The organism is Lysinibacillus sp. BS3, assembly GCF_039614735.1.
In the GTDB taxonomy this organism is placed as follows: Bacteria; Bacillota; Bacilli; order Bacillales_A; family Planococcaceae; genus Lysinibacillus; species Lysinibacillus capsici.
Window position 1 is genome coordinate 3,690,248 of the sequence record NZ_CP154860.1, and the last position, 23,024, is coordinate 3,713,271.

The following is a 23,024-nucleotide window of genomic DNA, read 5'->3' on the forward strand; positions in this document are numbered from 1 at the left end:
TTTACGTTGGTGTAATGTTCTAATACTTTCTTGCTAGGAATATAGTGGCTACTAAATGTATGGCGATGATCATGTGAAAAGGAGCGATTTAGTTCATTGCTAGCTTATAAACTCATAACGACTATCGAAGAGTTAGAGCCCTATCGGAGCATTTGGTCAGAGATTCTTGAAAAAGAGTATAATAATAACCCTTTTATTGAGTATGAATGGATTTCAACTTGGTGGACAACGCTCGGGATTCATGACAATGTCAAAATTTACATAGTGGAGCATCAAGGTATAGCAGTGGCCTTTTTTCCGTTAGTGCATTCTGTACGATTTGGTACAATCCATTATTTCAGCTTTTTAGGACAAGGTTTTGCGACCTATATGGAAGTGATTGCTGATAAGGAGTGGTTAGAACCTTCGATTACGTTTCTTTTGAAGGAGTTTTCACGAAAATATAAGCGTTATTTAATCGTGTTACATGGATTATTAGAAAGTAAAAATACCTCTCAAGAATTAGAAAAATATGCGATTGAATATCAGATGCCTCATTCGATTTTTCGAACTGTCACATCTTATATTGATTTCCAAACCATTCCTATGGAAACATTTCTAAAGAAGCATCGCAAGAAATTCAAAAGCCTTAAACGGCGTGAAAACAAATTAAAGTCTCTTGGTCATCTCACCTTTCAGGAAGTGAATCACAATCATCTACAAGACATGTTTACGTTGTTCAAGAGAAGATGGCAAAAGAAAATTGATAAAAGTGGCTTTACTGAAAAGCAAACTCGTCTATTTTATGAGCAGCTAGCTAAAAGCAACAGTAAGGAGCTTCGCGTAGAAGTCGATAGCTTACAATTTGAAGGACAGTGGATTGCTTTTACAATTGACCTATGCTGTAGAGAGCGCAATTTTTGTCAGGCAATGGGCCATGAGCCAGATTTTAATCTATTTGGTCCAGGACGCCTCATTGAAAAAGAGAATATGCTAAGAGCACATCAAGCTGGCTATCGTTATTATGACTTAGGAAGTGGCTATGAGCCATATAAGTTTGAATGGTATACACATATTGATTTTACTAGGAAGTTTGTAATGAGTACAAAAGGAGTTAAAGAGCGTAGTATTCGATTATGGATGGTCATGCGTGATCGCCTAAAAGGGCTATTAACGAATAATCATCAGCTAGTAAAATTGAAGCGAGACCGATTAGGAGAACTGCGTTATTTTCTGAAGCATGCAAGCACGAAAGATTGGCTAAGAGCTTTTACAAAAATGTTCCAACGAATGCTAGCCATTCATATTTTAGAAGTTTATATTGCAAAGCAACAACAGAGTAACGGAAATGTGAGATTTCAAGAATTATCAATGAAAGACATCATGACAACGAAGGATCGAGCGAAAAATGTTACAGATTTCTATAAGGGCTATCGACTCTTTGCAGATAGCGATCATGTCATCTATAAGCGACACGATCAAACGGTAGCCGAAGAAACGGTTAACTATTCCTATGAGCTGTCAGACAATATGTCGTTTATAAAAGAATATGATAGCTTGCGACTAGAGGAGATCGTTGCAGATGTGCAACGGGAAGGGAGAGCAGTCTGTACAATAGTCCCTTGGTATAAGAGAACCAGACGAAGAAAGCTCATGCAGGCAGGCTTCCATAAAGTAGCTAAAATTAATATAATAAAGATTTTCAAGTGGCAAAAAATATACGATATCTAAATAACAACACCCTCAGCATATTTGCTGAGGGTGTTTCATTAAAAATGAATACCAGGTTTATCAATTAGCTTACAGCCTGTACCATACTTGGCTTTTAAGGCACCTCTGAAAAGAGTGTGCTCCAGCTCTGGGAATGTCTGTTTCCAAAGTTCAAAGACATTATGGCTAGATGCTTTGCCGTCCTTTGTTAAGCGCGCAATATGGAAGCCATATTCATCATTACAGCGAGCCAATGGGCGGTTTTCTCTTACTGTAATAATTCGACCACTTGCCGTCATTTCATATAAGCCTTCATAGCCAGCAATCGCACGGCTTTCTTCTTGTCCTTCAACTAAAGGCTTTTCTTCATGTGGTGCTACTTTTTCCTCTGTCGTTGCTTCTTGTTCAGAAGATTGAGTTTCTTTAGCGCTGTTTCCTGCTGGTAGTTGTTCAACAATTACAAAATCTTTTTTAGAAGCTTTATCGCTCATTGTCGCCATCACGTTCATGATAGAGCCTACATAGCGTAATGGTTTTTCTCTTCCTTCTTCGAAAACAAAAATATTATACTCGGTTTTATTAATCTTTTTCATAATAATATTACCCGTTGTAATAGTAAAACCGATGAATTTGTTCTTTTTAAGTGCTTGTATTGCTTCTTGCTTTGTTAAAATCATTTTGAAAATCTCCTAAAGAATTATTTATTCTATTCTACCATAAAAATTATCACATTGTTTTTCGTAAAATAATGGATGATTTTGTACAATGCAGGGAAATATCCCTATTTTCTCAAAATTAATAATGGTACTATTAAGAATGTTTGGGGAATAAAACTCCTTTAAAAAGGAGCTTTCATAAGAGAGATACAATTTTAGTAGGGAGTGTTGATAGGTTGATCAATGTGCTTGGGGGCATAGGTTTATTTTTACTTGGAATGACGATGCTAACAAACGGTTTAAAGGAATTGGCAGGAGATGCCTTGAAAAAATGGCTCAATCGTTTTACAGGTGGGACCATTAGCTCGGTACTATCTGGTACATTTATGACAATGCTTGTACAATCCTCCACGGCCACGACCTTGATTACGATAGGTTTTGTCAGTGCTGGACTTCTTACATTTGTCCAATCGATTGGCGTTATTATTGGCGCCAATATCGGGAGTACGAGTACTGGTTGGATTATTTCATTAATCGGCTTTAAGATCAATATGCAGACAATGTCACTACCTTTTATTGCGCTTGGTGTATTTGTCCAATTGCTCGCACCACGTGATTACAAAGCAATTGGAGGGCTAGTGACTGGTTTTGGCTTATTATTTTTAGGTATTGATGTTCTTCAGGGAGGAATGGCTGCGGTACAAGATAAAATTCCATTCGATGCATTTAGTGCAAATTCTATTAGTGGAAAACTAGTTTTAATTGTTTTGGGTCTTATCATGACGGTTATTATGCAAGCTTCTAGTGCTGCAATAGCGGCCACTTTAACAGCTTTATATGCAGGTGCTATTGATTTTGAACAGGCTGCTTATTTAGTCATTGGTCAAAATATCGGGACGACAGCTACAGCGTTATTTGCTGCGATTGGTGCATCAACAGCTGCAAAACGAACAGCTGTGACACATGTAATGTTCAATGTAGTCACTGCTATACTAGTGACATTGGGTGCAAGGTTTATGTTTGCTCTTACAGAGTTTGTCACGAAATCCATCAATGGTAGCTTTGATGAAACACTCGGCATTGCTGTTTTCCATACATTATTTAGTGTGATTGGCGCGATACTTTTTGTGCCATTTGTTCGTCCTTTTGCAAAGGCCATTGAAAAAATGATCCCTGAAAAAGGAAATTATTTAACTCGTAATTTAGATAGTAGTGTTGCCAAACTACCTGGAGTTGCTGTAGAGGTATCCTTTAATACATTGCAAGATATTACTAAGGAAATGACGACAGTACTCGTTTCCCTTATTCAAGGAAAAAAACGCACAGCTGAAACAGACAGTAGATTGGCTCAAATAGATGAGGCAATCGAAAAAACACGTTTATTTATGGATGCTATTCAATCTTCCTCTCAAAAAGAACGGTATAAGCATATTGCCCTTTTACATGCTTTAGACCACTTATATCGTTTGTCAAAGGCATTACGTGAGCAACATCCAAATGCCTTTCAATTACAGGAGACATTAACCCAAAAGTGGTTAGAGGTATTGGAAAAAGTACTACTAATCATTGATGAGGATGAACGTCTACCTGAGATTGCTACCTTGCTTGAGGTTACTTCCTCTGAAATGGCTACGGTGCGTCGTGATAAACGAAACGCATACTTTGAGCACACTGTTGAAAATGTGGTAGAGTTAGAGACAGCTGTATCGAAAGTGGAGACTTTGCTGTGGATTGATCGACTTGTCTATCACTATTGGCGTACGACCGCTCGTCTTGCAGAGTACCAAACCGTGACTAAGAAAGGTCGTCATATTGACACAGAAAAAAATACAGTAACAGTTGAATAAATGGAATGCTCGTCTTACGTTTGTAAGCGGGCATTTTTCTTCGCTTTACAAATAAAGGAGGATCTAGAATGGTTCAGCATAAATTTACAATGGACTTAACTTGGTCAGAAGGAAGAAACGGTACAGGAAATATCCAAGCTAGTAATTTGCAAACACAAATTTCTATTCCTCGGGAAATGAATGGACCTGGCATTGGTACAAATCCAGATGAAATGCTTTTAGGGGCAGCTGCAACCTGTTATTTAATTACACTAGCTGCTTTATTCGAAAGGTCAGAAATAGATGTACTGGAATTATCCATGCAGGCCCATGGATTTGTTAGTGTAGAAAATGGCATTTTTACGTATGAAAAAATTGTCCATAAACCGACTATTATTGTGCAAGAGCGAACAGAACATCTTGAAAAAAGACTTCTACGCTTAGCACACAAGGCTGAACAAACATGTATGATCAGTAAAGCATTAAAAGGTAATGTTGTAATTGAATGTGATGTTCAAATTTTTGAAGCAAGCATATAATAAGACAGCAAGAGTTATTCAGCAAGTAACGCTGATATAACTCTTTTTTTCATAAAATAAGCACTTTTTCTAAAATAGTTCTAGAAATGTTCAAAATGAATATATAGAGTTAAGTGCTAAAAAAATGCAAAGGATGATGTATTGCACGTTCAGACAGCTCAGAATCTCACATTCTATGGTCAGTACGGCAAAAGAATATTCGATATTATTGGGGCATTATTTTTGCTTTTTATAACAATTCCTCTAATGCTAGCTATATTCCTCATTTTACTCATAACGACAGGTCGCCCCATTTTTTTTAAACAAATCCGAACTGGCCTCGATCATCACCGCTTTGTGATTTGGAAGCTACGAACAATGTGTATTCAGGCAGTTCCAGTCAATATGCCGACTATTTGTGCTGATGGTATCCCTGATGATTATTATTTTAAAACAGAGCAAGATACACGCATCACAAAAGTGGGCGCTATTCTTCGAAAACTCAGTATTGATGAAATTCCACAACTTTTAAATGTGTTAAAAGGTGATATGAGCATTGTAGGTCCACGTCCTGAAGTACCAACGATCACGAATGCATATAATTCCTTACAGGCTCGGCGTTTGGAGGTAAAGCCAGGATTAACAGGCCTCGCTCAAATTAATGGTAGGTCGAATATTTCACATGGACAAAAAATATCATATGACATTGAATACGTTGATCATTATTCCTTTTGGTTGGATGTCCAAATTTTGTTGAAGACAATTTATGTTGTTGTTGCACGAACAGGTGCTTATTAAAAAATAAGGAGTGGCCATACTGAAGATCGTTCAGCTTATTACACGAATGGATAAAGTTGGAGGTGCGCAAAAACATGTGGAGGCACTTGCTATCCACTTAAAACAGGATGGGCATGATGTCACAGTAGTGACGGGCTCCTATCAACCATCACTGTGGCACTTACAAGAGCATAAAATCCCTGTTATCAGTATATCTGCTCTTCAACGGGCTATTCATCTAGCGAAAGATTTTCAAGCATTTTGGCAATTAAGAGCCGTTTTCAAACATCTACAACCAGACGTTATAGCCACCCACTCCTCTAAGGCTGGTGTGATTGGTCGCATAGTTGGTAGGTTGTTACAAATTCCAACTATTTTTACGGCACATAGCTGGAGCTTTACAGAAGGTGTTCCTTACAAGAAAAAGCTATTCTATCAACGGATGGAAAGATCAATTCAGCCATTTACGACAAAAATTATTACAGTGTCTGAATATGATCGGGAACTAGCACTAATGAAAAAGGTCGCTCCTGCTCATAAATTGCTGACTATTCACAACGGCATTGACCCTATCGAGAGAAATAAGACAACTGAAAAGATATGCATGGAGCAGCCAGTCATTGTCATGGTTGCTCGTTTTGAAGTGCCTAAAAGACAAGATGTCCTGTTAAAGACTTTAGCGGAACTGACAGATATCCCTTGGCACCTTCAATTGATTGGAGATGGTTCTCTGCGTCCAGCTCTAGAACATTTCGTTGAACAAAATCGATTATCCAATCGTGTAACATTTTTAGGTAATCAATTAGACGTTCATTCTTATCTTGAGAAAGGCCACCTATTTGTTCTGTTATCAGATTGGGAAGGCTTGCCGATTTCGATTATTGAAGCGATGCGTGTAGGACTTCCTATTATTGCAACAAATGTAGGTGGTGTGAAAGAGCTTATTATTGATCGTGACAATGGGTTTTTAGTGGAGCGAGAGAATAATGAATTATTGAAGAAGAGGCTGCATCAATTATTAATGGATGCTCCTTTAAGAGGGGAAATGGGGACGGCAAGTGAGCAGCGTTATTTACAGTACTTCACCTTCATCCCCATGTATCAAAAAACATTAATGGTTTATCAACAGGCTGTTTCAGAACTAGTGAAGAAAGGGGATTAAATTGCAATTAATTCGCATTAGAACTGATGATGAGCTTATGTGGTACAAGGAAATTTGGGATGCCATTTTAGAAGAAGAGAACAATGATAATCCATTTATAGAATTTGCTTGGTTTTATAATTGGTGGCAAATTGTAGGACGGAAAGAGCGTGTAGAGCTTTACGCCATTGAACATGAGGGGACAATTAGGGCCTTTTTTCCTTTTACAGTGTCTATTCGTTGGGGGGTAAGGGTGTATGCTTTTGCGGGAGAAAACATCGCCAATTATACAGGGGTTGTGGCTAAAAAGGAATGGTTACAGCAAGTTACAACCTTTGTGTTTGATGAGCTCATTAAAAAGCATCGACATATTCTTTTTTCCTTGCATGGGTTATTAGAAAGCAAGGTGTCTACTAAGATCTTAGAGCAATACTTTGTAGAAAGACAATTACGTACAAGCCTGTTCCGAGTTGTGACACCCTATCTTGCTTTTTCAGAAATTGATTTTCAGCGCCATTTCAATCAACGTCGAAAAATGCATGGCGTTGATCGACGAGAACGAAAACTAAGAAATTTAGGCTCCTTAGAAAGACGTGAGGCTTCACAGGACGAGCTTTGGCAAATGTTTCGGTTATTTGATCGACGATGGGCAAAAAAACTAGATACAAGTGGCTTTACAAAAGGCAAGAAAAGAGATTTTTTTGAGCGTTTAACGATGCTTAAAGGTGAGGCGTTACAGGTAGAGGTCGATGCACTTGTCTTTGAAAACCAGTGGATTGCTTTTACTTATGGATTATGCTGTCGTGGCCGCTATGTAACCTATGCCCTTGCACATGAGCCAACTTTTAATTTATTTGGTGCTGGTCGGATAGTCACTCAGGAAGCCATCCAGCGAACGTTTACTGCTAACTATCGCTTATATGATATGAGCATAGGCTATGAGTCTTATAAATTTGATTGGCGCTCAGACATTGATTTTACAAGACAGATGCTTGCTAGCAGCGGTACGAAACGTACAAATCTACTGGCAGGTTTTTTATCGTTAAAGCAAAGGCTCAAAGAATTTATGAAAGGGAACCAACGAGTCGTAGATTGGAAGCGTAACACACTGGGCCATTTACGATATTTAGTAAAGTATGGAAAGGTAAAAGATTGGCTAGAATATGGACAACAATTCGTAGAAAAATTTATTCGTTTGAAACAAGTGGAGCTGTATGAATTATCCCCATCAGATGACGTATCACCACAGCAACCTGTCGGAAACTTATTTGAAGAAATGTCGATTCAGGAAGCGATGCAACTTGATCAGGAAGAAGTCATGGCCCTCCTTTATAAGGGCTATACGATTTATAAAGACTCCTTTGCGGAAACGAATAAGCTGGCGTTTGCATTACATGCCACAAACTGGCGAGTGGATTCAATGCAAATTGTAGAAGCCTTACCGAAGCAAACCTATTTTTTAGCCTATGATGTTTTCAAACAAATCGACATTATTACAGCTTTTTTACGGAAAATAAAACCAGCACAAACATTGTGGGTATCGGTAAGTTTTTGGCAATGGCGCAAGCGCAAGCGCTTAGTACAACTAGGCTATAAACCTATTTCTCGAATGAAACATTATAAACTTGCTCGTTTTGAGCGACACCGTGTAGAAAAATATACAGAGAGTGGGGGCGATGTACATTCTGTCCATTAAAAGTAAGCGATGGAATATCGCAATGCAGCATTTTTATTTTCTCGAAAAGCCAGCCAATTTTCGAAAGTCTATGAAAGTTGTAGGCTATACGCATTCATTAGTACCAAGTCGGAAGCTTGTAAAAAGCGAAACGATTCACATTTATTTGCAAGAGCATGAGCTTTCATTGTATTTAGCACTGTCTGAAGGTAATCGTAAAATCTTACGACGTGCCCAAAAAGAATCCTATCAAGTCATTTTGTATAAAGAGCCATCCATAGAAAATTTGAAAGCCTTTCAGCAATTTTACAATCAATTTGCCAAAAGAAAAAAAATTGAAGCAATCGGCAAGTCGCAAATGGAAACCATTCTGCTCCTCAATGAACAGGGTGCCTTATTATTATCGGAGATCCAGAGTTTTTGTGGACAGACATTATGTTATCGATTAGATATTGTGCATGAGAAAAAAGCGATGTCTTATTTCGAGGCAACATGTCATGCAACCGCATTGCCTGCACAATTAAAACGTCCTTTCCGTTATGCAAATCGGTTTTTAATTTGGCATAACCTGCTACACCTAAAGGAGCAAGGTTTTGTCTTATATGATATGGGAGAATTAACGGACAATCGAAATGTACGAGCCTTTAAATTAAGCTTTGGTGGCCAGGTTGTTCATGTTTACTCAGGCTACATTATCCAATCAAAAATACGTGCACTTTTACTAGGTGTGCAAAAATGGAGGAAGTAGCAACATGAATGGTGGGGGTCTCGTTATTTCATTAGATTTTGAGCTGAATTGGGGTGTCCATGACGTATTTCGTTATGGCCAATACAATAAAAACCTATATGGTGTCCGTAAAGCCTTGCCCAGGATACTAGCGTTATTTGAGCAATATGACATCCATGCAACTTGGGCTACAGTTGGATTATTGTTTGCTGAATCAAAGGCAGAAATGGCTCATTATTTGCGAGGTATCCCTGTGAAATATGAAAATATGCGCTTTGCAGCACATACACAGCTAGCAAAAGTTGGCGAAAATGAACAAGAAGATCTCCTGCATTTTGGTAAATCATTAATTGAGGAAATTAAACGTACACCACATCAGGAAATAGGAAGTCATACCTTTTCTCATTTTTATTGCTTGGAGAAGGGCCAAACGAAAGCTGCCTTTTGTGCGGATTTACATGCAACCAAAACAATCAGTGACGGCTATACTGCGCCTATGAAATCGATTGTCTTTCCTCGTAATCAAATAAACAAAGACTATTTTACAGCTTGTTTAGAAGAGGGATATGTTTGCTATAGAGGCACCGAAAATCATGAGCTATATGACGCACAAAAGTTTACGAAAAAGGGAAGACTTTTAGGTGCTAAGAAGTGGATAGATAGCTATTGGAATATAACTGGTCATCATATAGCCACCCTGGAAGAAATGCAAGAGGAGCAACTGATTAATATTCGATCAAGTGCTTTTTTAAGGCCATACTGTAGTCCATTGCGTATATTCGAAAATTTAAAAGTAAAGCGAATAAAGGAAGGCATGCTCAAGGCTGCACAGGCACAAGCCTTTTATCATTTATGGTGGCATCCTCATAATTTTGGCAAGCATATTGATAAGAATTTGGCGATGCTAGAAGAACTATTAAGTTATCATCAAGAACTGCGTAATCAATATAATTTTCAAAGCTATTCTATGTATGAGGTAGCGGAACTTTGCGATAGCCTTTCGAAACAGCAGAAGTAATAATGGAAGAGCTCTCTGTACGAAGAGTTGGTAAAAAGAGGTTTGCTCTCTGAAGAGTAATTAAAGTGCTTGTAAACGAGAGAAAGTCATTTATTAAGAGTGTCAAAGCGCTCAAGGTAGGTGAACAACACTCAAAAAGTTGAGAACAGCCACAATCTCCTAACAAAAGAAACATGTAATTTCTAAGCAAACTGATTTCAAGTTTGCTTTTTTTGTTTATCAAAAGAATATTTTCAATATAAGAGAAAAAAAGAAAAACTTTGACGAAAATCATTGTACGAATGGTACTATTACTATAAAGAAAATATGTTAGGACATTTACAGGGGAGCACCAATTGATTTAGGTCAATTGAACTTGAATGGAAAAGAGAAGAAGGTGGTAGATGAATATGTTTATACAATCAGAATGCCAATGGAAGCAGGAGAATGGATCAGCTATGCATCAGTGGATAAAGCAGCAAACAAATCCGAATCCGAATGAGGTGGATATTGTCGTATATGGAGCGCTTTTATCATATACCAATGGTGCGTCGTCAAAAGCGCAATACCCAACAGCCTTTCGTAAGGCTTGGCCAGGTTTTCAATCATATAATTTAGATGAGCAGGTGAATTTACGTGCCCTTTCAGTTGTGGATATTGGGGATGTGGCGATTCTAGAATATGATCGAATGCTTTCGGAATCTGCCATCGAGGCTGCTGCAGAAAATTTAAGTATAGCCTTTCAAAGAAGTTTTACTTGTTTGATTGGGGGAGATCATACTATTACAGCGCACTCCATAAAAGGTATAAAAAATGCCTTCCCACAGGATCGCATTGGCATCATTCAGATTGACACGCATTTAGATGCAAGAAACCAAGAGGAAATTGGTTTAGCACAAGATTCTCCAATTCATCAGTTAATTGCAGCAGGGGTTGTGGAGGGGAGACATGTCTATAATGTCGGTTTGCATGGCTTTTTCAATTCACCCGAAATGATTCATTATGCTAAAGAACAAGGCATTCATATGATTACGTTAAAGCAAATGCGGCGTGATGGTATTCAACTCACAATACGTGAAATGCTGCGTCAGCTTATGTATGAAGTAGATCGCATTTATGTGTCTGTGGATTTAGATGCACTTGATATTGTATTTGCCTGTGATGTTCCTGCAGCTTCACCTGGTGGTTTAACGGCTTATGAGTTATTCGATATCCTCAAGCTTATTGGCGAAAATGAGGGTGTTCGTCATATTGATTTTGTTTATGCTGATCCTAAAGAAGGTATACTACGTCCAGAAACTGTTAAAATCGGTGTAACTGCATTTTTACAATGGTTGACAGGCATTCAACTAGATCATCGCAATCGTATCTCGAAAAAAGGAAAGGTTATGTTGTAAAGCAAGTGTATTTCCGAGTATTAACAATGCTGATTTTTAAAAGTTTGCTATAATGTTTAAATAGAAAACAATAAATAAATACAAACTTTGTATTGTAATAGAGAGGAAATTTATGATGACAACAAAACCAAGATTATTGATTGTCGACGGTATGGCACTGTTATTCCGTTCTTTTTTCGCTTCGGCTGCCATGGGGCATTTTATTCGCTTGGCAGATGGAACACCTACGAATGGGGCCCAAGGATTTGTGCGACATGTTCTAACAGCACAAACTATTATGAAGCCAACACATATGGCTGTTTGCTGGGATATGGGCGCACATACATTCCGCAATGATTTATTTGATGGCTATAAAGCGAATCGCCCAGCACCTCCAGAGGAAATGCTACCACAATTTGATATGGCGAAAAATTTATCGCAGCAAATGGGTTGGCAAAATTTCGGGGTGAAGGGCATGGAGGCAGATGATTTAATTGGCTCCATGATAACGAAATGGCAGGACGAGGCAGACATTACGGTCATTAGTGGTGATAAGGATTTACTTCAGCTTTTAAGGCCATCTACAGAAATTGCGTTTATGAAAAAGGGCTATACAGAATACGATATTTATACGCATGCTCGCTTTAAAGAAGAATATTGTATTGAACCTTCACAGTTTGCACAGGTGAAAGCCTTTATGGGTGATTCAAGTGATGGCTATCCAGGTGTGAAAGGGATTGGCCCAAAACAAGCGTTAACGCTTATTCAAACATATGGCTCAATAGACAAAATACTGGCATCACTCGGTGAATTGAAGCCAGGTCAAAGAACAAAAATTCAAGATAATTTAGATATGTTGCAGCTATCACATGAACTTGCAACGATTCAAACCAATGTACCAATTGACGCTGATTTTACAAGCCTTGTGTTACCAACTTACGAACCACATATTTTTAAAGCAATAGAAGAGCGTGGCTACACACTAATTGCCAAGCACGCCCGTTCTTTGTATTCGCTTATTTAATCAATCATCGCAGAGTATAGTCATATGCTCTGCTTTTTTTATTGTAAGGAAAAGAATAGAGAGCAAAAAGAAGGCTAATCGATATTTGCTCTAGTAAGGAACCATTTTCACGAAGGATAATACCTTTTCGTTGTCTTTATAGAGAGCCTGACGAATTTGGCTATCACGTTGTGGACCACCATTATCATGGAATATTAGCCATAGCTCATCATTTTTTATCTCATAGCCTATAAGCGGTACCCAATGATAAGCAAAGGTTGATTTTTTATCACGCCACTGAAGGCTAAAATAGCGATCAAAACGCATAGCAACTGGTCGACCTGCGTCAATTTCCTGTAGAGCTTCCTTTAATGAACATGTTCGAATATCCCAAGTTGGAAGCAATTGACGAAGATTGTGAATCAGTCTCCATTTGAATAAGCCAATTTTTGTACCACCAAGCAGTTTATATAGCTCATTAATTGAAGGAGCTGACTCATTTAAAAATTTTAAGATGACATGAATCGTAGTAGGTCCACAGGCAGAATTGCGATAGCTTGGTGCAATGGAAATCTCATATTGTGAAGCCCCCCGTAGTGCCAATTGTTGACGCATAATAAACTCCTTTCAAAAAGAGCTGCATTTCAAGAAGAAATGCAGCTCTCTCGCCATTATTATTGAGCAGATAAAAATTCTGTTACTTGCTGAGGTGTTTTTGCATTTGCACTATGTAAGTGTGCAAGTTTTTCACCATTTTGGAAAATCAATAGACTTGGAATTCCCATAACATCGTACTTATCAGCGATTTCTGGGAGCTCGTCTCGGTTTAGCTCATACCAATCATATTGGTTGTACTCTTCAATGATTGGATCGATGAACATATTCATACGTGTGCAATCAGGGCACCAGCCAGCATAAAATTTCACTAAAACTTTTTGGTCGCCAGCGATTAATTCGTTAAATTGTTCTGCAGTAGTAATAGTTTTCATTAAGTATTCACTCTCCTTGCTTTCCATTCTACACATTTTTCTCGCAATCTGAAAGTTTTCTGTTTGGCCGTTTCAATCGCTACTTCTTGTCCTCTTTTAGCTCGTTAAAAACAAAAAAAGATGTATACTGCAAAAATAATTCTTGAAAAAAGATTGCTAAATTAGACAAAATAATCTACACTAAAAACAGAAAAGTAGTTTTATCTTCATTCATTAAGAAGTGTCATTTTGGAGCGAAGATAAACCTTAGTCGTGCTTGGTTGAGTGGAGGGAATCTCATTCAACAAAAGGACAAAAAATTCACTAAGGAACACTTGATATTTTTTTGGCCAAAAAATGAATGGCTATTCATTCAATGGGAGAATAAGGGGGAATTGCTTGTGACTTACAACATTAAAAAAGCAGCTGTTCTAGGTTCTGGGGTGATGGGCTCTGGAATTGCAGCACATTTAGCAAATATCGGTATACCAACATTACTATTGGATATAGCACCGAAGGAACTGACGCAAGAGGAAGAAGCAAAAGGCCTTTCTTTAGAGCATCCAGCTGTTAGAAATCGTATTGTAAACGGAGCTTTGCAAAAGTTATTAAAGCAAAAGCCAGCACCACTTACTTCTAAGAAAAATTTATCACTATTATCAGTTGGCAACTTTGAAGACGATCTAGGGAAACTAAAAGATGTAGATTGGATTATTGAGGTTGTTGTAGAAAATTTACCAATTAAACAAAGTCTTTATGAAAAAATTGATGCGGTTCGTTCACCAGGAACAATCATTAGTTCAAATACATCTGGTATTAGCATTAATGCGATGGCAGAGGGACGTTCAGATGATTTTCAAAAGCATTTTCTTGGCACACATTTTTTCAACCCACCTCGCTATTTAAAATTATTAGAAGTGATTCCTGCCAATACAACTGCACCTGAAGTAGTTAGCTTCATGAAAACGTTTGGGGAAGATGTGCTTGGTAAAGGAGTTGTACTTGCAAAAGATACACCAAACTTTATTGCCAACCGCATCGGAACATATGGTTTACTTATCACTTTACAGGAAATGTTAAAAGGTGGTTACTCTGTTGGTGAGGTAGACTCTGTAACAGGTCCGCTTATCGGCCGTCCAAAGTCTGCAACTTTCCGTACGCTAGATGTAGTTGGTTTAGATACATTCATTCATGTAGCGAAAAATGTTTACGATCAAACAACAGGTGAGGAGCAGCAAGTATTTGCAGTACCTGAATTTTTACAAAAAATGGTCACAAACGGTTGGCTAGGAGCAAAATCAGGTCAAGGTTTCTTCTTAAAACAAGGAAAAGAGATACATGAGATTGATCCAGCAACCTTAACGTATAGTCCAGCCAAAAAATTAAAAACACCTTCTATTGAAATGGCAAAACAAACTCGTGGATTGGCTAATAAAGTGAAGGCGTTAACCTATGCAAAGGATCGTACAGGCGAGCTATTATGGGGGATTTTTGCACCAACGCTCCTTTATTCTGCACAGCTACATGGGGAGATTGCAGATGATATCGTAGCCATTGATAACGCGATGAAATGGGGATTCGGCTGGCAACAAGGGCCATTTGAGATTTGGGATGCTATAGGCGTAAAAGACTCTGTGGCGAAAATGGAGGCTGAGGGCCGAGAGGTACCTGCTTTTGTCAAAGAGATGTTAGCAAATGGCGTGGAGACATTCTATACAGAATTAGACGGAGATTTAGCTTACTATAATGGTTCACAATATGTGAAAGTGCCAGTCAATGAAAAAGAGATTAATTTAAAACGTTATAAGAAAAAGCATGGTGTGATTAAATCAAACACAGGTGCTAGTTTAATAGATTTAGGGGATGGAATTGCATTACTGGAGTTCCATTCGCAATCCAATGCAATCGGCTTGGATATTATTCAAATGATTAACTTTGCGGTAGATGAAGTAGAGGCTAACTATAAGGGCTTAGTCATCGGTAATCAGGGGAAAAACTTCTGTGTTGGGGCAAATCTAGGAATGATTTTGGTAGAAGCACAGGATGATAATATATTTGAGCTAGATTTCGTCATTAAAGCATTCCAAGATGCTATGCAGAAAATTAAATATTCACGTAAGCCTGTTGTAGCAGCACCGTTTGCCATGACATTAGGCGGAGGAGCAGAGGTTTGCTTACCAGCTGCACATATTCAAGCAACAATGGAAACATATATGGGCTTAGTGGAAGTAGGGGTTGGATTAATCCCAGGTGGTGGCGGAAATAAAGCGCTCTATCAGAAATTCCTAAAGGGCTTACCAAACGGCGTAGAGGTAGACTATCAACATATTGCTAATAAAGTATTTGAAACAATTGCGATGGCGAAGGTTTCAACATCTGGTGAGGAAGCACGTGAAAATAATTTCCTAAACTTTGCGGATGGTATTTCAGTTAATCCAGATCATCAATTGTATGATGCGAAGCAGGTTGCATTAGCACTTTACGAAGCGGGCTATCAACCACCTGTACCAACAAAAGTGCCAGTGGTCGGTGCATCAGGCTATGGTACATTACTCATCGGTGCGCAAGGGATGTTTGAGTCAGGCTTTATTAGCGAACATGATTTAAAAATTGCTAAAAAATTAGCTTATGTTATTGCAGGTGGAAAGGTTCCGTACGGCACATTAGTCGATGAGCAATATTTATTGAACTTAGAGCGTGAGGCATTCCTTAGTCTTGTTGCTGATCCGCTATCACAGCAGAGAATGCAACACATGCTGTTAAAAGGTAAACCACTTCGTAACTAATTGACGAAATAGATCAATCTTGCACATGAAACAAAGGGGGATTAATACGATGCGTGAAGCCGTTATTGTAGCAGGAGCACGAACTCCAATTGGAAAAGCAAAAAAAGGTTCTTTAGCAACAGTAAGACCAGATGATTTTGGTGCTGTTGTAGTCAAAGAAACATTGAAAAGAGCAGGCTATGAAGGGCCAATTGATGATTTAATTTTAGGCTGTGCAATGCCAGAAGCAGAGCAAGGAATGAATGTAGCACGTAGTATTGGGGCACTAGCTGGATTACCAGATACAACGCCTGCTCTGACAATCAATAGATTTTGCTCATCAGGTTTACAGGCAATTGCTTATGCAGCAGAGCGAATTATGCTAGGACACTCAAAGGCTATTCTTGCTGGTGGTGTAGAATCCATGAGCATGGTGCCGATGGTAGGGAATACACCACGTTTAAATCCGACTTTAGCAGAAACGGCTCCACAGTATTATATGGGCATGGGGCATACAGCTGAGGAAGTAGCTCGTCAATATAATGTTAGTCGTGAAGACCAAGATGCTTTTGCTGTTCGCTCGCATGAGCTTGCTGAAAAGGCAATTAAAGAAGGTAAATTCAATGATGAAATTGTACCAATTGAAGTGGAACAGCATTACGTAGACGATAACAATAAACCACAAGTGAAAAAATTCACATTCAGTATGGATGAAGGTGTACGTCCAGGTACATCAGTTGAAGGTTTAGCCAAACTACGTCCAGCTTTCCACGTAAAAGGCAGTGTAACGGCGGGCAATGCCTCTCAAACTTCTGATGGTGCAGCAGCTGTACTAGTAATGGATCGTGAAGAGGCTGATAAGCAAGGACTGACACCAATGGCAAAATTCCTAGGCTTTGCAGTTGGCGGTGTACCTCCTGAAGTAATGGGTATCGGGCCTATCGTGGCAGTGCCAAAAGCGTTGGAAATTGCAGGTTTATCCATCGAAGATATTGATGTATGGGAAATCAATGAAGCATTTGCTTCACAGTCATTACAGGTGGTACGTCATTTAGGCATCGACCAAGAGAAAGTCAATGTCAATGGTGGAGCGATTGCATTAGGTCATCCACTAGGCGCAACGGGAGCTATTTTAACATTAAAGCTAATTCATGAATTGAAGCGTCAAGGGAAGAAATATGGCGTAGTGACAATGTGTATTGGTGGCGGCATGGGTGCTGCTGGCGTATTTGAAATTCTATAATTTTTGCTAGATCAGCTTGAGGTGTACTGTTTACGGTTGCCTCCGAACATTGTATACGTCAAGCTTTTCTATACATGATCATTAGGGGAATCAACTAACAAAAAGATATATTGGGAGGAATTAATCATGACTGAAAAAACAACTGATTTCATTAAAGGTGGCGGATTTCTTATTGAAGATGTGGAATTAGATCGTGTATTTACACCGGAAGATTTCACTGACGAGCATAAAATGATTGCTAAAACAACAGAGGAATACGTTACAAATGAAGTTTTACCAGTAGTGGAAAATTTAGAGCACCATGAATTTGAGCATTCAGTGCGTCTCCTAAAAAGTGCAGGCGAATTAGGCTTACTTGGAGCAGATGTGCCTGAAGAATACGAAGGGTTAGGATTAGACAAAGTTTCTTCAGCTTTAATCGCTGAAAAAATGTCTGTTGCAGGTGGTTTCTCAATCACACATGGTGCCCACGTTGGTATTGGGTCATTACCAATTGTTCTATTCGGTAATGAAGATCAAAAGAGAAAATATTTACCTAAGCTTGCTTCAGGTGAATTAATCGCTGCCTATGCATTAACAGAGCCAGGTTCAGGTTCAGATGCTCTAGGTGCAAAAACGACTGCAAAATTAAATGAAGCTGGCACACATTATATTTTAAATGGTGAAAAACAGTGGATTACGAATGCAGGCTTTGCTGATGTATTTGTGGTCTACGCAAAAATTGATGGCGATAAATTCTCTGCCTTTATCGTAGAACGTGCCTACAATGGTGTTTCAGTTGGTCCTGAAGAAAAGAAAATGGGGATTAAATCATCATCAACTCGTACATTGGTATTGGAAGATGCGGAAGTACCTGTAGAAAATCTATTAGGCGAAATTGGTCGTGGTCATATCATTGCGTTCAATATTTTAAACATTGGTCGTTATAAACTAGGCGTGGGCACAATTGGCGGATCGAAACGTGCATTGGAGTTAGCTATTCAGTATACAAACCAACGTCAGCAGTTTAAGACAAAGCTTTCTGATTTCAATCTGACAAAAGAGAAATTATCAACGATGGCTTCTCAATTGTATGCTTCAGAATCATTAAACTATCGTACTGTGGGTCTATTTGAGGATCGCTTAAGCCAATTAAGCCTAGAAGAGCAAAAGCAAGGAAAAGTGATTGCAGGTGCGATTGCTGAATATGCTATTGAATGCTCTATTGCCAAAGTATTCGGTTCAGAAACATTAGACTATATTGCAGATGAAGCAGTACAACTTCATGGCGGTTATGGCTTTATGGCTGAATATGAGGTAGAGCGTATTTACCGTGATTCTCGTATTAATCGAATTTTTGAAGGTACAAACGAAATTAACCGCATGATTGTACCTGGTACATTTATGAAAAAGGCGCTAAAAGGTGAGCTGCCATTATTACAAGTTGCTCAAAATTTACAGCAAGAGCTGCTTATGCTAATGCCAGAGGAAATCGGTACAGAGCCGTTAGCACAAGAAAAATATTTAGTGAAAAATGCCAAGAAGATTGCTGTATTAGCTGCAGGATTAGCAGCACAACGCTTTGGTGCAAAACTTGATCAAGAGCAAGAAGTATTGGTAAACATTGCGAATATAGCTAACCAATTATTTGCAATGGAATCAGCTGTCTTACGTACAGAAAAAGCAATTGCTCGTGACGGTGCTGAAAAAGCACATCAAAAATTGCTATACACACAAATTTTCTGCCAAGAAGCATTCGCAGAAATCGAAAAAGAAGCAAAAGACACAATTCTTGCTTCAGCGGATGGCGATGCAGCCCGTATGACATTATCTGCACTGCGTAAGCTAACGCGTAATAATCCATACAATTTAATTGCGAAGAAGCGTGAGGCTTCCGTTAAATTAATTGATGCTGAAAAATATATTGTATAATAGTGCAAATTTAACCTAGCTATCTGCAAAAGATAGCTAGGTTTTTTTATATGAGATGGATAATCGTAAAAGGAGCGGATAAATTTGCACAACTGGTGGATAAACTTACAAAAAAGAGTGAAGTTCACCATTGAAAACAACTATGATGGTATACTACAGAAAAAGACAGAAGAGGAGCATTGTAATGACGATTCAATTTTTCCATTATCCGAAATGTACAACATGTAAAAAGGCACAGAAGTGGTTAAATGAGCATGAGGTTTCCTATGAAGAGGTACATATCGCAGAGCAACCTCCCACTAAAGAAGAATTAACAGCTATTTGGCAAGCTAGTGGACAGCCTTTGAAGAAATTTTTTAATACCTCAGGCATGAAATATCGTGAGCTTGGCTTAAAGGACAAGTTAGCGGAAATGACGGAGGATGAGCAGCTTGAGCTACTTGCTTCAGATGGCATGTTAATTAAACGTCCCATCGTGACAGATGGAAAAAAAGTTACTTTAGGTTTTAAAGAAGTAGATTTTGAGCAAGCTTGGAAATAACCGTATTAAACCTTGTATTTATAGGAGAAGTATGGCACACTGAAAGTGAATATATTACATATTTATGGAGGGGTTTTTTGCATGAGCACACCTAAAGACTTACGATACTCTGAAGAACATGAATGGGTAAAAGTAGAAGATGGAAAAGTACGTATTGGTATTACTCACTTCGCACAATCTGAATTAGGAGATATCGTATTCGTTGAGCTTCCACAAGTTGGCGACGAAATCAAAACAGATGATCCATTCGGTAGCGTAGAATCAGTAAAAACTGTTTCTGAATTATATGCACCAATCTCAGGTACTGTAGTTGAAGTAAATGCAGATTTAGAAGATAGCCCAGAATTCGTTAATGAATCACCATATGAAAAAGCATGGATGATCGTTGTTGAGCCTGCTGACGCATCAGAAGTTGAGAAACTAATGACAGCAGAGCAATACGAAGAAATGATCGCTGAATAAGACAAGCCATAATCGAAAAACGTCGGAAACTACCGGCGTTTTTTGTTATATAATGACTTATAAGTGGGGATCTCTAAATGGAGGTGGCGTAATGTTCGAGGGAAAATGCTTGATAGTAGAAGGGCGCTCAGATAAGCTACAAATTGAGCCTATTTTGAATGAGAATGTTACAATACTATGTACGAATGGTACAATTGGTGTGCATCAATTAGAAGAACTACTGGATCCCTATGAGGGCTGTGAGCTATTTACTTTTTTTGATGCAGATACTTCTGGTGATAAGCTACGTGCATTAATGGACAGACATTATCCAGAGGCTGAGCATCTGCGCACAATGCCAACATACAAGGAAGTAGAAACGACACCAAGAAAAGTGCTAGCAATGATCTTACTGCGTGCACATTTTTCAATCCATAATGAATATATTTTGTAAGGTTGCGTGAGTAAATGGAAGAATGGTCAATAGAGCAGTGGGAAGCGGCTAAACAGTCGGGAGAGAAAACTGCATTTTATTTATATACACCGATGTGTGGAACGTGTGCAGTGGCATCTAAAATGATGTCCATTATTGAGCAATTACTGCCACAGCTACAAATTGGTAAAGCAAATATCAACTTTTTGGAACACATAGCTTATGAGCATCAAATTGAAAGTGTTCCATGTCTACTCATCAGTGATGGCGGAAAAGTGACAGAAAAGATTTATGCTTTTCAATCCGTACCATTTTTATATGAATTGTTAAAAAAATCAATTGACTGAACTTTACTAGCGTGGTAAAGTATCAAATATATTACTAAAACATTAAATATATCGAACTCTTATGAAGAGTGGCGGAGGGAAGTGCCCTATGAAGCCCGGCAACCATCACAATGTGAAAAGGTGCCAAATCACCCAAAGATTTTTCTTTGAAAGATGAGAGAACGGTTTAACGTATCATACGTGACCCCTTCTACTTGTCTGTGAGTGAAGGGGTTTTCTATATGAGAAAAGGAGTATTCGCTATGATCCAGCTTCAAAATATTACAAAGAAATACAAAACAGCAAATGGCGAATTAACGGCAGTCAAAGACGTCAACCTTACTATTAATAAAGGTGAAATTTTTGGCATTATCGGCTATAGTGGTGCTGGTAAAAGTACCATGATTCGTTTATTAAACGGTTTAGAGAAACCGACAGCAGGAACAGTAACGGTGAACAATCAAGAATTTTCATCGATAAAAGGGCAAAAGCTTAGAGCAGCTAGACAAAAGGTAAGTATGATTTTCCAGCATTTTAATTTACTTTGGTCAAGAACAGTTGCCGAAAATATTGCATTCCCTTTAGAAATCGCAGGCTTCCCAAAGGCTCAACGTGAAGCGCGTGTGAAGGAATTAATTGCCCTTGTAGGCTTAGAAGGGCGCGATAAGGCATATCCATCCCAGCTTTCTGGGGGACAAAAGCAGCGTGTAGGAATTGCACGTGCATTAGCGAATAATCCAGAGGTTTTACTATGTGATGAGGCGACATCCGCACTCGACCCTGAAACAACGGATGCCATTCTTGATTTACTCGTAGATATAAATGAACGCTTAGGCTTAACAATCGTCCTGATTACCCACGAAATGCATGTCATCCGCAAAATTTGTCATCGTGTAGCGGTGATGGAGGCAGGCGAAATTGTGGAACGTGGTGAGGTATTACAAGTCTTCCAAGCCCCACAGGCGGCTATTACTAAGAAGTTTGTATCTCAAATTACAGACACTAAGGAAACACAGGATACGGTAGCACAAATTAAAACAAACTATCCAACTGGACAACTTGTCAAATTGATTTTTGTTGGTGAAAAAACAGAACAGCCTGTCATCTCACATCTTGTGAAACAATTTGATGTAGAAGTAAGTATTGTTCACGGAAATATTTCGCAAACAAAAAATGGTGCATATGGTACATTGATTGTGCAAATTGATGGCTCTCAGACAAACGTCACTGAAGCCCTTCGTTATTTAAATACAGTGGAAGTACAGACGGAGGTGATTGAAAATGCTAACTAATCTCTTTCCGAATGTAGACTGGGAAAATATGTGGCAAGCTACCTATGAAACTTTATACATGACAGCTATATCAACGGTTGTGACATTTATTCTTGGGTTAGTCATTGGTATTGTTCTATTTCTAACTAGCCCCAATCAGTTATGGGCAAATAAAATCGTTAACTTTTTAACAGGATCACTCGTTAATATTTTCCGTTCCATTCCATTTATCGTATTAATTATTTTATTAATTCCATTTACGAAGTTTTTACTAGGTACAATTCGCGGTGCCAATGCGGCGTTACCTGCTTTAATTATCGGTGCAGCACCGTTTTATGCTCGTATGGTATTAATTGCGTTACGTGAAATTGATAAAGGTGTGATTGAAGCAGCCCGTTCAATGGGAGCAAAAACTTCTACGATTATTTGGAAAGTATTGGTTCCGGAATCATTACCAGCTTTGATTTCTGGTATCACTGTAACGGCTGTTGCTCTTGTAGGATATACAGCGATGGCAGGAATTATTGGTGCAGGTGGTCTTGGTAACTTAGCTTTCTTAGACGGCTTCCAGCGAAATCGCCAAGATGTGACATTAATGGCAACTATTTTGATCTTAGTAGTCGTATTTATTATTCAATGGATTGGTGATTTAATTACCGAGAAAATTGATAAACGCTAGCACGAAAATGAGGTTATTCCGGTTTTTACCGCTAACATATTTTAAACAAATAAAAGGGAGT

22 protein-coding genes and 1 riboswitch are annotated in these 23,024 nt (G+C 38.6%); of the genes, 19 read left to right on the plus strand and 3 right to left on the minus strand.

What is annotated here, in order from left to right; genetic code table 11:
- The first annotated feature begins 96 nt into the window (after positions 1-96).
- The gene (locus AAJG31_RS18225; protein ID WP_279495962.1) at positions 97-1,710 is read left to right on the plus strand and encodes a GNAT family N-acetyltransferase; all 1,614 of its coding nucleotides are present in this window, start codon (positions 97-99) and stop codon (positions 1,708-1,710) included.
- Positions 1,711-1,748: 38 nt separating this feature from the next.
- On the opposite strand, the gene AAJG31_RS18230 is transcribed toward AAJG31_RS18225, so the two are convergent.
- On the minus strand, positions 1,749-2,366 hold the full coding sequence (locus tag AAJG31_RS18230) for a 3-ketosteroid-delta-1-dehydrogenase (RefSeq protein ID WP_048394346.1): 618 nt from the start codon (positions 2,364-2,366) through the stop codon (positions 1,749-1,751).
- A 224-nt stretch (positions 2,367-2,590) separates the two neighbouring features.
- Here AAJG31_RS18230 and AAJG31_RS18235 point away from each other — a divergent pair, with 224 nt between their 5' ends.
- The 9 genes from AAJG31_RS18235 to AAJG31_RS18275 all read left to right on the plus strand — a co-directional run bounded on the left by AAJG31_RS18235 (position 2,591) and on the right by AAJG31_RS18275 (position 12,406).
- Positions 2,591-4,192, plus strand: a complete 1,602-nt coding sequence (locus tag AAJG31_RS18235) for a Na/Pi symporter (protein WP_279496385.1) — start codon at positions 2,591-2,593, stop codon at positions 4,190-4,192.
- A gap of 68 nt (positions 4,193-4,260) precedes the next feature.
- Positions 4,261-4,710 (plus strand): SACOL1771 family peroxiredoxin, encoded by a 450-nt coding sequence (locus tag AAJG31_RS18240; protein WP_115672950.1) that lies wholly within the window; start codon positions 4,261-4,263, stop codon positions 4,708-4,710.
- Between the two features lie 141 nt (positions 4,711-4,851).
- Positions 4,852-5,487, plus strand: a complete 636-nt coding sequence (locus AAJG31_RS18245) for a sugar transferase (RefSeq protein ID WP_048394351.1) — start codon at positions 4,852-4,854, stop codon at positions 5,485-5,487.
- Between the two features lie 10 nt (positions 5,488-5,497).
- Positions 5,498-6,628 (plus strand): glycosyltransferase family 4 protein, encoded by a 1,131-nt coding sequence (locus tag AAJG31_RS18250; RefSeq protein ID WP_199768277.1) that lies wholly within the window; start codon positions 5,498-5,500, stop codon positions 6,626-6,628.
- 1 nt (position 6,629) lies between these two features.
- Positions 6,630-8,303, plus strand: a complete 1,674-nt coding sequence (locus AAJG31_RS18255; RefSeq protein ID WP_103118739.1) for a GNAT family N-acetyltransferase — start codon at positions 6,630-6,632, stop codon at positions 8,301-8,303.
- Positions 8,284-9,030, plus strand: a complete 747-nt coding sequence (locus AAJG31_RS18260; RefSeq protein WP_231595696.1) for a hypothetical protein — start codon at positions 8,284-8,286, stop codon at positions 9,028-9,030. Before AAJG31_RS18255 ends, AAJG31_RS18260 begins: the two co-directional genes overlap by 20 nt.
- A 4-nt stretch (positions 9,031-9,034) precedes the next feature.
- Complete coding sequence (locus AAJG31_RS18265) at positions 9,035-10,027, plus strand: polysaccharide deacetylase family protein (RefSeq protein WP_279495956.1); 993 nt, start codon at positions 9,035-9,037, stop codon at positions 10,025-10,027.
- 389 nt (positions 10,028-10,416) lie between these two features.
- Positions 10,417-11,403 (plus strand): agmatinase family protein, encoded by a 987-nt coding sequence (locus AAJG31_RS18270; RefSeq protein WP_254660017.1) that lies wholly within the window; start codon positions 10,417-10,419, stop codon positions 11,401-11,403.
- Positions 11,404-11,518: 115 nt separating this feature from the next.
- Entirely contained in the window at positions 11,519-12,406 is an 888-nt protein-coding gene (locus AAJG31_RS18275) for a 5'-3' exonuclease (protein ID WP_004228212.1), read from the plus strand.
- Positions 12,407-12,496: 90 nt separating this feature from the next.
- Here AAJG31_RS18275 and AAJG31_RS18280 read toward each other — a convergent pair whose 3' ends face one another.
- Both AAJG31_RS18280 and AAJG31_RS18285 read right to left on the minus strand, forming a co-directional pair.
- Positions 12,497-13,000, minus strand: coding sequence for a C39 family peptidase (locus AAJG31_RS18280; protein ID WP_054549466.1), 504 nt, complete (start codon positions 12,998-13,000; stop codon positions 12,497-12,499).
- Positions 13,001-13,059: 59 nt separating this feature from the next.
- Positions 13,060-13,374 (minus strand): thioredoxin family protein, encoded by a 315-nt coding sequence (locus AAJG31_RS18285; protein WP_279495951.1) that lies wholly within the window; start codon positions 13,372-13,374, stop codon positions 13,060-13,062.
- 380 nt (positions 13,375-13,754) lie between these two features.
- Here AAJG31_RS18285 and AAJG31_RS18290 point away from each other — a divergent pair, with 380 nt between their 5' ends.
- The 9 genes from AAJG31_RS18290 to AAJG31_RS18330 all read left to right on the plus strand — a co-directional run bounded on the left by AAJG31_RS18290 (position 13,755) and on the right by AAJG31_RS18330 (position 22,963).
- Positions 13,755-16,139, plus strand: coding sequence for a 3-hydroxyacyl-CoA dehydrogenase/enoyl-CoA hydratase family protein (locus tag AAJG31_RS18290; RefSeq protein WP_066037169.1), 2,385 nt, complete (start codon positions 13,755-13,757; stop codon positions 16,137-16,139).
- A 49-nt stretch (positions 16,140-16,188) separates the two neighbouring features.
- Entirely contained in the window at positions 16,189-17,361 is a 1,173-nt protein-coding gene (locus tag AAJG31_RS18295; protein ID WP_066037170.1) for an acetyl-CoA C-acetyltransferase, read from the plus strand.
- A gap of 126 nt (positions 17,362-17,487) precedes the next feature.
- Positions 17,488-19,272 (plus strand): acyl-CoA dehydrogenase family protein, encoded by a 1,785-nt coding sequence (locus tag AAJG31_RS18300; RefSeq protein ID WP_112116512.1) that lies wholly within the window; start codon positions 17,488-17,490, stop codon positions 19,270-19,272.
- Positions 19,273-19,456: 184 nt separating this feature from the next.
- A complete protein-coding gene (locus AAJG31_RS18305) occupies positions 19,457-19,813 on the plus strand; it encodes an arsenate reductase family protein (RefSeq protein ID WP_004228225.1) in 357 nt (118 codons plus the stop codon).
- 81 nt (positions 19,814-19,894) lie between these two features.
- A complete protein-coding gene (gene gcvH, locus AAJG31_RS18310) occupies positions 19,895-20,275 on the plus strand; it encodes a glycine cleavage system protein GcvH (protein WP_004228227.1) in 381 nt (126 codons plus the stop codon).
- A gap of 91 nt (positions 20,276-20,366) precedes the next feature.
- The gene (locus AAJG31_RS18315) at positions 20,367-20,708 is read left to right on the plus strand and encodes a hypothetical protein (protein ID WP_004228229.1); all 342 of its coding nucleotides are present in this window, start codon (positions 20,367-20,369) and stop codon (positions 20,706-20,708) included.
- 14 nt (positions 20,709-20,722) lie between these two features.
- Entirely contained in the window at positions 20,723-21,034 is a 312-nt protein-coding gene (locus AAJG31_RS18320) for a thioredoxin family protein (RefSeq protein WP_054549461.1), read from the plus strand.
- Positions 21,035-21,090: 56 nt separating this feature from the next.
- Positions 21,091-21,194, plus strand: a riboswitch (SAM riboswitch).
- An 82-nt stretch (positions 21,195-21,276) separates the two neighbouring features.
- Positions 21,277-22,305, plus strand: a complete 1,029-nt coding sequence (locus tag AAJG31_RS18325) for a methionine ABC transporter ATP-binding protein (RefSeq protein WP_004228232.1) — start codon at positions 21,277-21,279, stop codon at positions 22,303-22,305.
- A complete protein-coding gene (locus tag AAJG31_RS18330; RefSeq protein ID WP_004228234.1) occupies positions 22,295-22,963 on the plus strand; it encodes a methionine ABC transporter permease in 669 nt (222 codons plus the stop codon). Before AAJG31_RS18325 ends, AAJG31_RS18330 begins: the two co-directional genes overlap by 11 nt.
- The last annotated feature ends 61 nt before the right edge of the window (positions 22,964-23,024 follow it).